The organism is Streptomyces sp. NPDC088923 (assembly GCF_044749745.1).
Lineage (GTDB): Bacteria > Actinomycetota > Actinomycetes > Streptomycetales > Streptomycetaceae > Streptomyces.
The window spans coordinates 194,759-209,093 of the sequence record NZ_JBIVIO010000006.1 but is presented as its reverse complement, the minus strand read 5'-3'; the positions used below and the strand labels follow the sequence as shown (position 1 = coordinate 209,093).

The 14,335-nt window shown below is 72.8% G+C and carries 13 protein-coding genes; 10 read left to right on the top strand and 3 right to left on the bottom strand.

Features of this window, described 5'->3' with window-relative positions; all coding sequences use genetic code 11:
• Position 1 precedes the first annotated feature (1 nt).
• The 4 genes from ACIP4O_RS23180 (at position 2) to ACIP4O_RS23165 (ending at position 4,319) form a co-directional block, all read left to right on the top strand.
• Positions 2-277, top strand: a complete 276-nt coding sequence (locus ACIP4O_RS23180) for a phosphopantetheine-binding protein (RefSeq protein ID WP_361335789.1) — start codon at positions 2-4, stop codon at positions 275-277.
• Positions 274-1,575, top strand: a complete 1,302-nt coding sequence (locus ACIP4O_RS23175; RefSeq protein ID WP_401577107.1) for a beta-ketoacyl synthase N-terminal-like domain-containing protein — start codon at positions 274-276, stop codon at positions 1,573-1,575. Before ACIP4O_RS23180 ends, ACIP4O_RS23175 begins: the two co-directional genes overlap by 4 nt.
• Positions 1,576-1,695: 120 nt before the next feature.
• Positions 1,696-2,937, top strand: coding sequence for a cytochrome P450 (locus ACIP4O_RS23170; protein ID WP_401577105.1), 1,242 nt, complete (start codon positions 1,696-1,698; stop codon positions 2,935-2,937).
• Positions 2,938-3,014: 77 nt separating this feature from the next.
• Complete coding sequence (locus ACIP4O_RS23165; protein WP_401577103.1) at positions 3,015-4,319, top strand: MalY/PatB family protein; 1,305 nt, start codon at positions 3,015-3,017, stop codon at positions 4,317-4,319.
• Here ACIP4O_RS23165 and ACIP4O_RS23160 read toward each other — a convergent pair.
• Positions 4,283-4,972: a Crp/Fnr family transcriptional regulator gene (locus ACIP4O_RS23160; protein ID WP_401577102.1), complete on the bottom strand. Its 690-nt coding sequence runs from the start codon at positions 4,970-4,972 to the stop codon at positions 4,283-4,285. The two genes, ACIP4O_RS23165 and ACIP4O_RS23160, sit on opposite strands and share 37 nt — an antisense overlap.
• Before the next feature lie 432 nt (positions 4,973-5,404).
• Complete coding sequence (locus ACIP4O_RS23155; protein ID WP_401577100.1) at positions 5,405-6,058, bottom strand: DUF4157 domain-containing protein; 654 nt, start codon at positions 6,056-6,058, stop codon at positions 5,405-5,407.
• A gap of 555 nt (positions 6,059-6,613) precedes the next feature.
• Between ACIP4O_RS23155 and ACIP4O_RS23150 the strand changes: the two genes are divergently transcribed.
• Entirely contained in the window at positions 6,614-7,693 is a 1,080-nt protein-coding gene (locus tag ACIP4O_RS23150; protein ID WP_401577098.1) for a hypothetical protein, read from the top strand.
• Positions 7,694-7,838: 145 nt separating this feature from the next.
• Here the strand turns inward: ACIP4O_RS23150 and ACIP4O_RS23145 are convergent, their stop codons facing one another.
• The gene (locus ACIP4O_RS23145; RefSeq protein WP_401577096.1) at positions 7,839-9,287 is read right to left on the bottom strand and encodes a DHA2 family efflux MFS transporter permease subunit; all 1,449 of its coding nucleotides are present in this window, start codon (positions 9,285-9,287) and stop codon (positions 7,839-7,841) included.
• A 116-nt stretch (positions 9,288-9,403) separates the two neighbouring features.
• Between ACIP4O_RS23145 and ACIP4O_RS23140 the strand changes: the two genes are divergently transcribed.
• The 5 genes from ACIP4O_RS23140 (at position 9,404) to ACIP4O_RS23120 (ending at position 14,334) form a co-directional block, all read left to right on the top strand.
• Positions 9,404-9,844: a helix-turn-helix domain-containing protein gene (locus tag ACIP4O_RS23140; protein ID WP_361334638.1), complete on the top strand. Its 441-nt coding sequence runs from the start codon at positions 9,404-9,406 to the stop codon at positions 9,842-9,844.
• A gap of 194 nt (positions 9,845-10,038) precedes the next feature.
• Complete coding sequence (locus ACIP4O_RS23135) at positions 10,039-10,761, top strand: GntR family transcriptional regulator (RefSeq protein ID WP_401577094.1); 723 nt, start codon at positions 10,039-10,041, stop codon at positions 10,759-10,761.
• Positions 10,758-11,765, top strand: coding sequence for an ADP-ribosylglycohydrolase family protein (locus ACIP4O_RS23130; RefSeq protein ID WP_401577092.1), 1,008 nt, complete (start codon positions 10,758-10,760; stop codon positions 11,763-11,765). Before ACIP4O_RS23135 ends, ACIP4O_RS23130 begins: the two co-directional genes overlap by 4 nt.
• Before the next feature lie 122 nt (positions 11,766-11,887).
• The gene (locus ACIP4O_RS23125; protein ID WP_401577090.1) at positions 11,888-13,381 is read left to right on the top strand and encodes a purine-cytosine permease family protein; all 1,494 of its coding nucleotides are present in this window, start codon (positions 11,888-11,890) and stop codon (positions 13,379-13,381) included.
• Complete coding sequence (locus ACIP4O_RS23120) at positions 13,378-14,334, top strand: PfkB family carbohydrate kinase (protein WP_401577089.1); 957 nt, start codon at positions 13,378-13,380, stop codon at positions 14,332-14,334. The genes ACIP4O_RS23125 and ACIP4O_RS23120 overlap by 4 nt, the downstream gene beginning before the upstream one ends.
• The last annotated feature ends 1 nt before the right edge of the window (position 14,335 follow it).

Below are 14,335 nucleotides of genomic sequence, written 5' to 3'. Positions count from 1 at the left end.
AGTGAACGGACCGACCGAGAGCGTCCCCGGCAGCGACAAGGCCGAGGAGCGGGTGCTGGCGGTGCTGCGCCGCACCACCCTGGAGATCGTGCCGGAGGTCGAACCGGCCTCGTTCACGCCCGAGCGGACCCTGTCCGACCTGGGCTGCAACAGCATCGACCGGGCCGAGATCGTCACGCTGACCATGGAGGAGCTGGATATCGCGGTGCCCGTCCACGAGTTCCACCAGGGGATGGCGATCGGCACCCTGGCCGCCCTGATGCGCAAGCGCCTGTGAACGCGCCCCTCCCGGGCGGCCGGGCGGTCCTGGTGACCGGTCTCGGCGTGCTCGGCGCCGTCGCGGCCGATCCCGAGGAGTTCACCGCCGCCCTGCGTGCGGGGCGGTCCGCCCTGGTCGCACCCGCTCCGCCCCCCGACGCGGAGCGGCCCGGTGCTTCGTGGCCCGCCTTCACGGCCGACCTGGCGGGGGACGACGTACCCGACCGCGCCCTCGACGCGCTGCCCGGCCTGCCGCCGGAGCTGCGGGCCCTGGCCCGGCGGACCACGCTGCGCGCTCCGGTACCGGTACGGGCGGCCGTCGTCGCCGCGCTCCAGGCGTGGCTGGGCGCCGGACTGGACCGTACGGCACCCCCGCCCGAGCGCGTCGGCGTCGTCGTGGCCGGCAGCAACCTGACGGAGCGGGTCACCGAGGACGGCCGGGCCCGCGCCGCACGCAACCCGGCCCATCTGCCCGCCCGGTACGCCCTGCACCACCAGGACACCGATCACGTCGCCACGCTCAGCCGCGTCCTGGGCGTGCGCGGGGAGGGCTGCACGGTCGGCGGGGCCTCGGCGAGCGGCAACGTCGCCCTCGTCCACGGTGCCCGGATGCTCGCCGCCGGAGCCGCCGACCTGTGCCTCGTCGTGGGCGCGATGACGCGACTCTCCGGCTTGCAGACCCGCGGCTTCCTCAACCTCGGTGCGATGGCCCCCGCCCACGGCGCGCCCCCGCGCCCCCCGGCGCCCTTCGACATCGGCCACCGGGGCTTCCATCCCGGGCAGGCGGCCGGTTGCCTCGTCCTGGAGACCGCGGACTGCGCACACCGGCGCGGCGCGCGGGCGCTGGCCCGGTTCGCGGGCGGCGCGGTCGTCCTGGACGGCAACCACCTGGCCGATCCCTCGGTGGACGGCGAGGTGCGGGCCATGACCGGGGCCCTCGCGCAGGCGGGGGTGCGCCCGGCCGACCTCGGCTGGGTCAGCGCCCACGGCACCGGCTCACCGCTCGGCGACCGCACCGAGGCCGAGGCCCTGCGCGAGGTCCTCGGTACGGACGGGGGCGGCCCGTGGGTCAACGCGACCAAGTCCCTGTCCGGGCACTGCCTCAGCGCGGCCGGCGTGGTGGAGGCGGTGGCCGCCGTACTGCAGCTGCGGGACGGGTTCGTGCACCCGGACCCGGGCCTGGTCGAGCCTGTTGATCCCGGCCTGCGGCTCGTGCGCGAGGAGGCGCGGCGGCCGTCCGGCGGGTTCGTGCTGTCGAACGGATTCGGGTTCGGCGGCTTCAACACGGCGGTCCTCCTGGCCCATCCGGACGCCTGAACCGGACGGGCCAGGAGGACCGCCGATGCTCAGAAGTGAACAGAACCGGGGCGCGCCCGGTCCTAGGGTCGAAGCCCGTGCCGGGAGCGGCCCCACCGCGGCAGTGAGGAAGGGTTTCCTATGACGGACACGACCGACACCGCCGGAGCGCTGCCCGACCCCGGGGCCGGGCCGCCCGCGTTCCCGCAGGAGAAGGCGCCGGGCTGTCCCTTCGACCCGCCCCCCGGCTACCGCCGGCTCCAGGCAGAGGACCCGTTCGCCGCCGTCACCCTGCCCAGCGGACAACGGGCGCGGGTCGTCACGCGGCACCGGGACGTACGGGCCGTGCTCGACGACCCGCGCTTCAGCGCCGACAGCTCCCACCCGGACTTCCCCCGGATGTTCCCCCGTCCCGTGCCGCAGGTCCTCAAGGGCACCTTCCCCCGCCTCGACGGCGCCGAGCACCTGCGCTACCGCAGGATGCTCGCCCGGGACTTCACCGGCCGCCGGGCCGAGGAACTGCGGTCCAGGATCGAGCGGATCGTGGACGGCCGCCTCGACGCCATGGAGGAGCGGGGCGGCCCGCTCGACCTCATGGAGGCCCTGGCCTACCCCGTCCCGTCCACGGTGGTGTGCGAACTCCTCGGCGTACCGGCCGAGGACAGCCCGCTGTTCGAGTCCCGTACCCGGGTCCTCATCAACGGCCGCAGTGGTCCCGAGGAGATGGCACGGGCCAAGGACGACATCATCCGCCACCTCGAAGGGGTGGTGGAGGTCAAGGAGAAGCAGCCCGGCGACGACCTGATCAGCCGGCTGCTCGCCGAACAGGTCGCTCCCGGGCTGCTGGACCGAGCCGAGGTCGCGGTCATCGCCTGGCTGCTGCTCGCCGCCGGGCACCACACGACCGCGACCATGATCGGCACCGGCACCATGCTGCTGCTGGAGAACCCAAGTCAACTCGCCCTGCTGCGGGACGATCCGGCGCTCCTGCCCGGCGCGGTGGAGGAACTGCTGCGGCACCAGACGGCCATGCAGATCGGCATGAACCGGATCGCCACCGCCGACGTCACCTTCGGGGAGCGGACTGTGCACGAGGGCGAGGGCGTGGTGTGTCAGCTCGCCACCGCGAACCGCGACGCCGAGGTCTTCCCCGATCCCGACCGCTTCGACGTCACCCGCACCGCTCGCGGCCAGCTCGCCTTCGGCCACGGCCCCCACCAGTGCCCCGGGCAGTCCCTAGCCCGGGTCGAACTCCAGGTGACCCTGGAGCGCCTGTTCACCCGGTTGCCCGGACTGCGTCTCGCCGTCCCGGCGGCGGATGTGCCGTTCTGGCACCACCTGTTCGGCATCCACGGTGTCAAGGAACTGCCCGTCAGCTGGTGAACGCCCTTCGTCCCGCCGCTCGCGCACGGGCGGCGCGGCACCACCGCGGTCCCGCCCCACCGACGGAGGAGGACTCGTTGTCGCAGGCACAGCAGGAGCTCATCCACCTGTTCGACGGACTGCGCGCGACCTCGCTGTCCGCGCGCAGCAGCGAGAAGTGGCGGCGCTACCCGCCCGACGTACTCCCGGCGTTCATCGCCGAGATGGACTTCCCCGTCGCCGAGCCGGTGCTCGACGCCATCCGCGCGCACCTCACCGCGGGCGGCGACCTCGGCTACGCCTTCGCCTACACCGCGAAGGCACCCGTGCAGCGGGCGTTCGCCGCCTGGGTGCGGGCGAGCTGGGACTGGCGGGTGGAGCCGCGGCAGGTGGTGCTGTTCCCGGACACCATGCGGGTGATGGAGGTGGCGCTGGAGCGGTTCACCGTGCCGGGCGACGGTGTCGTGGTGGACGTGCCCGCCTATCCGCCCTACTTCGAGGCGATCTCCGCGGCCGGCCGGGAGGTCGTCGCCCAGCCGATGCGGCTGCGCGGGGGCCGCTGGCGGCTCGACCTGGAGGGGCTGGCCCGCTCCTTCCGGGCCGGGGCGGCCGCGTACTTCCTGTGCAATCCGCACAATCCCACCGGCCGGGTTTTCACGGCCGGGGAACTACGCGAAGTGCTGTCCCTGGCCGCCGAGTTCGGGGTGGCGGTGATCTCCGACGAGGTGCACGCCCCGCTCACCCACCCCGGCCGCCGGCATGTGCCGCTCGGTTCGCTGCCCGAGGCGGCGCGGGTGGCGACGGTGACGGCCGCCTCGGCGAGCAAGGGGTGGAACGTCTCCGGTCTGAAGTGCGCGATGGCTGTGGCCGGACGGCCGCGGGACCACGACCGGCTCATGGAGATGCGGCCGAGGAGCAGGGACGGCGTGGGCATCCTCGGCGTGAGCGCGAGCGAAGCCGCCTTCACCCTCGGCGATCCCTGGCTGCGCACCGTACGCCACTACCTGCACGGCAGCCGGCGGATGCTCGTCGAGCTGTTCGAGTCCTTCGGCCCGGACCTGGAACTGGTGCCGCCCGAGGCGAGTTATCTCGCCTGGCTCGACGGCCGGCGACTGGCCGACCGGCTGGGCAACGACGATCTCGCGGAGTTCTTCCTGAACCGCGGCAAGGTCGCCCTCAGCGACGGCGGGGAGTACGGGAGCGAGGGTTTCATCAGGCTCAACTTCGGCACGTCGCAGCGTTTGCTGGAGGAAATGGTGCGACGTATGGAGAAGGCGGTAAGGGAGGAGTCGCCGGAGGGGTGCGGCGCCGGTGCGACGCCGCCCCCGAGAACCGTTCCCGGATATCCCGCCCCGATGTTCCGGCCCTACAGGCCGGCGGGCAGGGAGGAATTCTCCAGGTAGTCGGTCAGTTCGGTGATGTGAATGCACAGATGTGCTTCCTTGGTGCGATGCACCACACCGGCCACGGAGAACCTCTTCAAGAAATAGCCGACCCGGGAACGCGTGGTCCCGACCATTTCCGCCAGCTCTTCCTGGGTTATCCGATCGCGTATCAGGGCAGTGTGTTCCCTGCTTTTGCCGACCTTTTTCCCGAGATTCACCAGGAGCGCCGCCAGCCGGTGCTCGCTGTCCATCGTCACCAGATTGGCGATCATCTGCTGCTGTTCGAGCAGCCGGTTCGCCAAGTGGCTGATCAGCGCCTCGTGCAACGGCGGATCGCAGCCCTTCATGACCTGTGCCGCGCGGATCTGGACCAGCGTGGTGACTTGCATGGCCTGGGCCGTCTCGGTGTGGTTGGCGGCGAGTACGCCGCCTTCCCCGAACACGTCGCCAGGGCCGTGAATGGACAGCAGGCACTGCTTGCCGTCACGGGTGTGCGTGAGCGTCTTCACCTGGCCGCTCTCGATGAGATACAGATGCGCGTCGGGCTGGCCCAGGTTGTATATGTGTTCTCGTCGGCCGACATGAAACCGTGTCCCGCGGATGGTGCCTCTGCGGGCCGCTTCCTGGAGGGCTCCGGCGAGGCGCTGTTCGCTACTACAGAGAGGTTCCATTCCGTTATGCCGTCCTTAACCGCTGAATCTGCTGGTGAGAACTGTGGCTCTAGATCGACTTTCTGCGCCCAATCTAAGGCACCTACCGCGCACCGGGGTAGCTTACGGGCCAGTATGGCTGGAGTTGACCGTAATCGGAAGGGGCGATGCGCCATACTTCGCCCCTTGCGTGCAGGGGCCATCTTCAGCCAAAAGGGGTCCAGGAGAAGATCAGTCGATAAAACTCCTGGTAAAGGCGATTCGCCGGACCGTACGGCCGGACCGGCCGACTGCCTCTCGGGCGCTTCGGTTAGGGGATCGCCGGCGAAACGCAAGCGCGACTTTCTGTCATTGCGCCGCGCCGGCGGCGCGGAGGCAAGCCACCCGATCACCGGGACGTCCCGGCGCGACGACCCCGCGGCGCTGCCTCAGCGGCCTCCGCCGTCGGCCCCGCTACTCCGTCTCGTCCGCGTGGGGGGCTTCGGGGCGCTGGATGGCGACGGAGGGGGCGGTGTCGACGCCGGACATGAACGCGTCGCTGTCGGACACCGCGGCGACCTCGGAGTCCTGGCCGGGGCTGGTGATGGTGACGCCGGCCCCGTTGCCGTTGCCGGTCTCCTTCACGCCCCTGCTGTTCTTGTCGAGGTGGCTGGCCTCATGGGCGAGGATCTTCGTATTGCCGACGGCGGAGGGGCCGAGGAAGACATCCATGCCGACGGTCATGGCCTCGGCCCCCATCGCCGCGGTCGCACGCTGGGCGACCGGGTCCGCGTGGACGCGCGCGGCGGCGATGCCCGGGTTCTGGTAGAACGACGTCGCCTTGGCGAGGAACGCGCCGGGAAGCGGGGAGGCGGGTGTGTTCCGGGCGGCTGCCAGGAGCCGGCTCTGCCCCTCGGGGCTCCGGTCGCCGTTGTCCTCGTGCCCGCAGCCGGCGCCGTGCTGGTGCTCCTCCGGGTCCGCGCGGCGCTGGACGAGCTGACTCACCGCCGCGTTCCCGGCCCGGCTCTGCAAGGCCAGCACGCGGTCCGCCGCCGTTCCCCGCGAGCTGGCGCGCCGGACCCGGCCCTCTTCCGTGGCCCGCTGGGTCTCGTTCTCGCGTGCTCGCACAGCACTCCTCCGGTGAATGACGAGTCGGCACACCGTGAGGGGCCCTGCGCAGGTCTACCCGGAGCGGCCCGCCCCGTGCAAGCTTCGAGGGGCAGGCCCGAGGGCACCCGCGCGGGCACCTCGGGCGGCCGCCGGCAGCTCGGGGGGCCGCCGGCAGCGCGAGCCCGGCAGCGGCGGTCCTGACTTCCCCGCGCGACGGCGGCCGTTCGGCGGCCGTACCCGCGAGTGCTGCCCCCACAGGCATGCCCCCTGCCCTGGAGGCTCTGGACCGGGTGGGTGCGAAGAAGCCATGCTGTACGACTCACTGACGAAGGCGCAGAGGAGCCCGTCGCCTTGCACGCACATGAAGAACAACAGACAGGGGTGCGACGGCCGCCCCTGCGGCGTCCGTCGTCCCGGACGGCCGCCCGGCCCGCTGCCGCGGACCTTCCCGCTTCGCCCGCGTCCATCCTCAGCCTCCAGCGGTCGGCTGGCAATGCCGCAGTCGCCCGCGCGCTGTCCGGGCAGTCGGCCGGCCTGCCCGTGCAGCGTACGGCCGACGCGACCGTGCAGCGGGTGAGGGACGACGAGTACCCGGAGGGAACCTACGGGCGGCGAGGCAAGGAGAGGAAGTACCTGGAGGACGAGTACGACCTGGACATGGGCGGTTCGCACTTCCAGGTCGAACACGCTCACGGGTACGCGTCCACCGCGCGCCGCGCCCCGCGCTCCCGCAAGAGCAACACCCGGCACGAGGGCGAGATCCTGGCGTACCACGAGACGCTCAGAGCCCACCGCGACCACCCGGGTACCGGCTCCAGTCTCAGGCGCCGCACCACCGGTCTCAACAGCAGGGACTACCGCGACAGGCAGGAGGAGTACCTGCTCGACGACGATCCCTACAGCTCGCTGGAACTGAACCAGCTGGAGTACAACACGCTGCCGTCCTTCCACGCGGCGAGCGGGTCGCGGGAGGCGGAGGCGGCGGACGCCAGCTTCCGGCGTTCGATCAAGGCCAACCCGCGCACGCCGATCTACGACAGAAGCGGCGACCGCCGTTACACGCGGTCGATGCGCCCCGGTGAGCAGGCACGGCTCGACATCGGGCGCACGGAGATGCGTGAACGCCGAGAGGTTCCGCACTCGGAGCGGGTGCGCGTGCTGCGCGAGGAGTACGGCGGCTCACGATTCGACGAGTACCCCACCCGGTCGCGCGGCCCGGCCGACGGTGACGAGCTGAGTCATTTCTTCGACGCCCCCCGCGAGAGGGAGAGCTCTCAGCGCCGGGCGCTCAGGAAGCTCGCCAAGACCCCGTACAAGCGCGACTACGGCCTCGACCTCGACGACGGAGGCCGTGGGCGGAGCCGGAGTCCGTACGTCGACGACCGCGACTACGACCGGCCGAGCAGGCGGGACAAGAGCCGTGGGCGCGGCCTGTCCGACTCCTACGACGACCGGCCGAGCAGGCGGAGCAAGAGCAGCGGACGCGGGCTCTCCGACCGGGACGCCTACGCGAGCAGCAGCCGGTACGACGCCCCCGAGGAGGACGACTTCCTGCTGAGCCAGCCCAGCGGTCTGTCGTTCAGTCGTCCCCGCGACACGTACGACGACTACGACTACGACTACGACTACGACTACGGAAGCGGTAGGTACTGACCCACCGTCGGTACGGAGGGAACGGCCCTGCGCCTCGGGCCACGGACCTCCGTCCTCCGGCCGAAGGCAGGGCCCGCCCCCACGTCGCGGTCGCTCCGCGGCGCGAGGGGCGGGCCCCGCGTACTTTCCGTCGCCCGGTGAGGAGTCAGCCCCGGGCCGCGGTGCCGCTCGGCGCCGCCGTTCCGGCGGGGGACGGGGCGGCGACCGGTGCCGGACGGTCGCGCAGCACGGCCGTCGCCACCACGAGGGCCGCCAGTACCAGGAGGGCGGCGATGCGGAACGAGAGCTGGTAGCCCTCGGTGAGCGCGCTCGGCTCGGCGGTGCCCCCGGCGCGGAGCGTGCGCGTGTGCGAGGCGGCGAGGGTGGACAGGACGGCCAGACCGAGCGCCGAGCCGATCTGCTGGACCGAGTTGAACATCCCCGAGGCCAGGCCCGAATCGCTCGGTGTCGCCCCGGACATCGCGAGCCCGGCGAGTGAGGGCATCGCGAGCCCGAAGCCCACGCCGAGCGGGATGGTCGAGGGGAAGACGTCGCTCACGTAGGCGCCGTCCGCGCTGACCTGGCCGAGCAGCGCCAGGCCCGCGGCGATGAGGACGAGGGCCACGGCGAGCAGCCGGCGCGCGCCGATCCGGGCGATGAGGCGCGGTGCGACGAAGAGCGACATCGCCCCGATGAGCAGCGAGACGGGCATGACACCCAGCCCGGTGCGGATCTCGTCGAAGCCGAGGACGCGCTGCATGTACAGCACGGCGAGGAACTGGAAGCTGAACATCCCGGCGATCAGGAGGAGATGCGTGCCCAGCGCCCCCGACACGTTGCGGAAGCGGAACATGCGGGGCGGCAGCAGCGGGTCGGTGCCGCGGGCCTGCCGGACGAGGAACGCGGTGAGCAGGACGAGGGCGGCGAGCCCGCAGCCGAGGGTGCGGGCCGAGCCGAAGCCGTGGTCACCGCTCCCCACGATGGCGTAGACCGCCGTCATCAGCGCGCCCGTCACGAGGAACGCGCCGGGCGCGTCCAGGCGGCGCCTCGCGCGGGGCGCCTCCTCGATGCCCAGCTCGCCCCTGGCCAGTACGAGGACGGCGAGGCCGATCGGCACGTTGACGAAGAAGATCCAGTGCCAGCCCACGAGTTGGGTGAGGGCTCCGCCGAGGAGCAGCCCCAGCGTGCCGCCCGCCGACTGCACGAAGCTGTAGACGCCGAGCGCCTTGGCCCGTTCCCTCGGCCCGGTGAAGAGTGTGATGACCATGGCGAGGGTCACGGAGGAGGCCACCGCGCCGCCCACTCCCTGGAGGAACCGGAACGCGAGGAGTGTCCCCGTGTCCGGCGCCAGCCCGCAGAGCAGGGAGGCGAGGGTGAACAGGGCGAGCCCGGCGAGGAATACGCGCTGGCGGCCGAAGAGGTCGCCGAGCCGTCCGGAGAGCAGCAGCAGCCCCGCGAAGGGGATGAGGTAGGCATTGACCACCCAGGCCAGGGCCGGGGCCGACATGCCCAGGTCCTCCTGGATCGCGGGCAGGGCCACGTTCACGACGGTGCCGTCGAGGATCACCATCAGCTGACCGGCGCACAGCACGGCCAGCACCAGTCGGCGCGACATGCCGCCCGCCCCCGGGGATTCGGCTGGAGAGGACACAGAACTCCCTTTCACGGGTGCGTGATTGTTACTGGGATCATCATGTGTAACCATGGCGCCCGGCGTAAGGAGGCACTTTTATGTCCCAGGGGCACACGGATGTGACGGACCAGGCCGCGATGGCGAACCCGGCCTGCCCGGTGAGCGAGGTACTCGACCGCGTCGCCGGGAAATGGGCCATCGGCATCCTCGTCGCCGCCGCCAAGGGCCCTGTCCGCTTCACCGAGTTGGAGCGGCACATCGACGGCATCAGCCGTCGCATGCTCACGCTCAACCTGCGCAAGCTGGAGCGCGAGGGCCTGCTCGTGCGCACCGTCTACCCGACCGTGCCGCCCCGCGTCGAGTACGCGTGCACGCCGATGGCGCTGGAGCTGAACGAGACGCTGCTCTCCCTCGTGGGCTGGGCCGAACGGCACGCCGAGGACATCGCGCACGCGCACCTCGTCTACGACGCCGAGCACGCCGCCCCGGCACAGACCCCGCAGCGCGTCGCAGGACCGGGCGTCCCCGCGCTGAGGTAGGCGAGTTCCAAGGACCGCCCGTACCGGGGCGCGCGTCGGGGACCGTCCGGGGTCCACCCGTACCCGCCCGTACCGCCCCGCGAGGGGCAGCCGCCGAGGACCACCGGCCCCGGCACGCCGCGCGGAACTCCGTGACGGACGCCACTCCCGGCACCCCATGGACTTCCCGGACTTCCCGGCGCTACCGTCTAGACATGCCTGGACAGGTTCAGAAACATCACCGCATCGCTGAGGTGCTCGCCGCCGAGATCCGTTCCGGAGTGCACGGCCGGGGCAGCCGGCTGCCGGGGGAGCACGCCCTCACCAAGCGTTTCGGCGTCAGCCGGACCACGCTGCGGCAGGCGCTGCGCGCGCTCGGCGAGGAGGGGCTCATCGAGACCCACGCGGGCATCGGCTCCATCGTCGCCTTCGACGGTACGCCGCTCGACCACCGGCTCGGCTGGGCGCACGCGCTCGCCGGGCAGCCCCGTGTCCTGCGCACCGAGGTACTGCGCCTGGAGACGGCGAGCGAGCCGTCGCTGGCCGCCGAGCTGGGCTGTGCCACGGACGACTTCCTCGCTCTCGACCGCGTCCGGCGCTTCGCCGAGGACGGCACCGCCGTCTCGCTCGAACGCAGCCGGGTCCCGGCCGTGGGCGCCGTCGCGGACATCCCCCGTACGGGGCTGCGCGAGAACTCGCTCAACCGCACGCTGATCGCCCTCGGCCGCGTCCCGCACTCCAGCGAGGGCACGGTCTCGGTACGCGGCCTCGCCGCCGAGGACGCGGCGCTCCTCGGCCGCGCGCCGGGCGAGCCCTTCCTGCGCCTGTCCCAGGTCTACCGGGCCGCCGACGGCTCGCTCGTCGAGCGCGTCGTGAGTCTCCTCGACCCGGCCCACTTCGAACTGCACGTCCGCTCCACCTCCGGAGGCACCCCGTGACCCCGCCCCTTGCCGACCCCGTCCTCGACCGCGCGCTCGGCGCCTACTACGGGCTCGCCCTCGGGGACGCCCTCGGGATGCCGACGCAGGTCATGTCCCGCGCCGACGTCGCTCGCGTCTACGGACACGTCACCGGCTTCGAGCCGGCCCGCCCGGACAACCCGGTGAGCGCCGGGATGCCCGCCGGTTCGGTGACGGACGACACCGACCAGGCGGTCATCGTCGGCCGGCTCCTCGACGAGGGCGAGGGCCGCATCGATCCGCTCCTGCTCGCCCGCGCTCTCGTCGAGTGGGAGGACGGGATGCGGGCGAAGGGCTCGCTCGACCTCCTCGGCCCCTCCACCAAGGCCGCCCTGGAGGCCGTGCAGCGCGGCGTCTCGCCCGCCGAGGCGGGGCGCAACGGCTCGACCAACGGCGCCGCCATGCGCGTCACCCCGGTCGGCATCGCCTTCCGCGCCGAGCCGCTCGACGCCTTCCTCGACCACGTCGTGGAGTCCTGCCAGGTCACGCACGACACGACCGTGGGCATCGCGGGTGCCGCCGCCGTCGCCGCCGCTGTGAGCCGCGGCATCGACGGTGGCACCCTGGAGGACGCGGTCGAGGCCGCGGTGACCGCCGCGCGGGCCGGTGCCCGGCGCGGCCACTGGATCGCGGGCGCCGACATCGCCACCCGGATCACGTGGGCGTACGACCTCGCGCGGAGCCTCGACGAGGCGACGGCGCTCGACCGCGTCACCGACCTCGTCGGGACGAGCGTGGCGAGCCAGGAGTCCGTCCCGGCCGCCTTCGCCGTCCTCGCCCTCACCGGCGGCGACCCCTGGCGCACCGCGCTGACCGCCGCGAACCTCGGCGGCGACAGCGACACGATCGCCGCCATCGCGGGCGCCGTCGCGGGCTCCGTGCACGGCCTCACCGCCCTCCCGGCGGAGGCCGTCCGCACGCTGCGCGAAGTCAACGCCCTCGACCTCGAAGCCCTGACGACCCGCCTCCTCCGCTTCCGCTGACGCCTGCGCCACCACTTCAACCCACACCTGCGCCACCACCAACACCTGCGCCACCACTTCGGTCGGCTCCCGCTCCACCCCCGTCCCCACCGCACCACCACCACACCGCAAGGAGGTCCGTCATGAACGACTCGAAGGCGAGCGCTCAGGTCGGTACCGTCGAGACGCGCGGCATCGAGCCCGTGCCGGACAACGAGCGGCACGGCCACGCGAGCCAGATGTTCTGGACGTGGTTCGCCGCCAACATCTCCCTCCTCGGGCTCCCGCTCGGCGCGACGCTCGTCGCCTTCCGGGGCCTCAACATCTGGCAGGCGATGCTCGTCGCGCTCATCGGCTCCTTCGGCTCCTTCGCCCTCGTCGGCGTACTGAGCCTGGCCGGCAAGCGTGGCGGCGCCCCCGCCCTCACGCTCTCGCGCGCCGTCTTCGGCCAGCGCGGAAACACCGGGCCGACGCTCATCAGCTGGCTCAGCCGCGTCGGCTGGGAGACGATCACCACGACGACCGCCGCCTTCGCGCTGCTCGCCCTGCTCAAGCAGGTCTTCGGCGTCGAGCGCAACGACGTCCTCGTCGTGGTCTGCCTCCTCGTCTTCATCGCCTGCACCCTGCTCATCAGCGGCCTCGGGCACGCCACGATCATGTGGATCAACAAGTGGGCGACGGTCGCCTTCGGGCTCCTCAACCTCGTGGTGATCGGCTTCCTCGTGGACAGCGTGGACTGGCACAAGGTGACGAGCGCCCCGGCCGGTCCGCTCTCCGCCGTCATCGGCGGCATCGGCTTCATCGCGGCCGGCACCGGCATCGGCTGGGCCAACGCGGGCGCCGACTACGCCCGTTACCTGCCCCGCTCCGTCCCCGGCTCCCGCCTCGTGACCGCCTCCGCCTTCGGCGCGGGCATCCCCCTGCTGGTCCTCGTCTCGCTCGGTTCGCTGCTCTCGGCCGGTGACGCGACGCTCGCCACCGCCTCCGACCCGGTCGCGGCGATCAACGGCATGCTGCCGTCCTGGATGGCGATCCCGTACCTCATCGCGGCCTTCGGCGGCCTGCTCATGTCGAACCACCTCTCGACGTACTCCGCCGGGCTCACGATGATCACCCTCGGCGTACGCGTGCCGCGCCCGCTCGCGGTGGGCATCGACGTCCTGCTGATGTTCCTCGGCGGCATCTACTTCATGCTCATCGCCGGTGACTTCTACGGGCCGTTCTCGACCTTCCTCACCCTGCTCGCCGTGCCGATCTCGGCCTGGGTCGGCATCGTGCTCGTCGACTCCGGGCGCGGTCGCCGCTACGACCCCGAGGCCCTCATGGACCGGGGCCGGGGCAGCCGCTACTGGTACACGGCCGGGTTCCGGCTCCCCGCCGTCGCCGCCTGGGTCCTCGCCATCGTGGTCGGCCTGCTCTTCACCGAGGCGTCCACGAGCGCCGACGACGTGTGGTTCGCCGGTCCCTTCGCGCACACCTGGCTCGGCACCAACGGCCTCGGCTGGGCGCTCGCCATCGCCACCGGGGCCCTCGCCTACGCGCTCGGAGCCCCCAAGGGCCCGCGCACGCAGGAGGCGCCGGCGGCCGACGACGAGACGAGCGAGCGGTCCGCGAGCCCCCGCGAGGTGCTGCGATGAGCCGTCGACTCGTCCTGCTCGGCAACGTCATCGCCGACCTCGTCCTCGACGTGCCCGCCCTCCCCGAGCGCGGCGGCGACGTCGTCGCGACCGGCGGCGGCCTCACCGCGGGCGGCGGCTTCAACACCCTCGTCGCCGCCCGCCGACTCGGTACCCCCGCCCTCTACGCGGGCCCGCACGGCACCGGTCCCTACGGCGACCTCGTGCGTGCCGCCCTCGACCGCGAGGACGTGACGACCGTCCTGCCCGCGCGCCCCGGCACGGACACCGGCTTCACCGTCGCGCTCGTGGAGCCCGGCGAGCGCAGCTTCGTGACCCGCTTCGGCGTCGAGGACCTGCTCGACGCCGGGGACACCGCGCGGATCGCCGCCGCCCTGCGCCCCGACGACCTCGTGATCCTCTCCGGCTACGCGCTCGCGCTGCCCACGGCGGGGCCGCTCCTCGCCGCGCTCGCCGCCGGGCTCCCCGCCGGGACGCTGCTCGCCCTCGACCCGGGGCCGCTCGTGGACACGATCCCGGACAGCGTGCTCGCGCCGGTCCTCGGCCGTACGGACTGGCTGAGCTGCAACGCCCGCGAGGCCGCGCTGCTCACGGGAGCGCACGGCGAGGCGGCGCTCCCCGCGCTCCGGGCCCGGCTGCGCCCGGAGGCCGGTGTCCTCGTCCGCGCCGACAAGGACGGCTGCCTCCTCGCCGCCCCCGGCGAGGCCCCCCGCCACCTGCCCGGCTTCCGCGTGGACGCCGTGGACAGCAACGGGGCCGGTGACGCCCACGTGGGCGCCTTCCTCGCCCTCCTCGGCCGCGGTCTGCCCGCCCCCGAGGCGGCCCGCGCCGCCAATGCCGCCGCCGCGTACGCCGTCGCCCGGCGCGGCCCCGCCACCGCCCCCACCACGGCCGAACTCCTCGCCTTCCTCGGCCCCGACCCCCTCGCCGAGCGCCTGGCCGCCACGGCCTGAA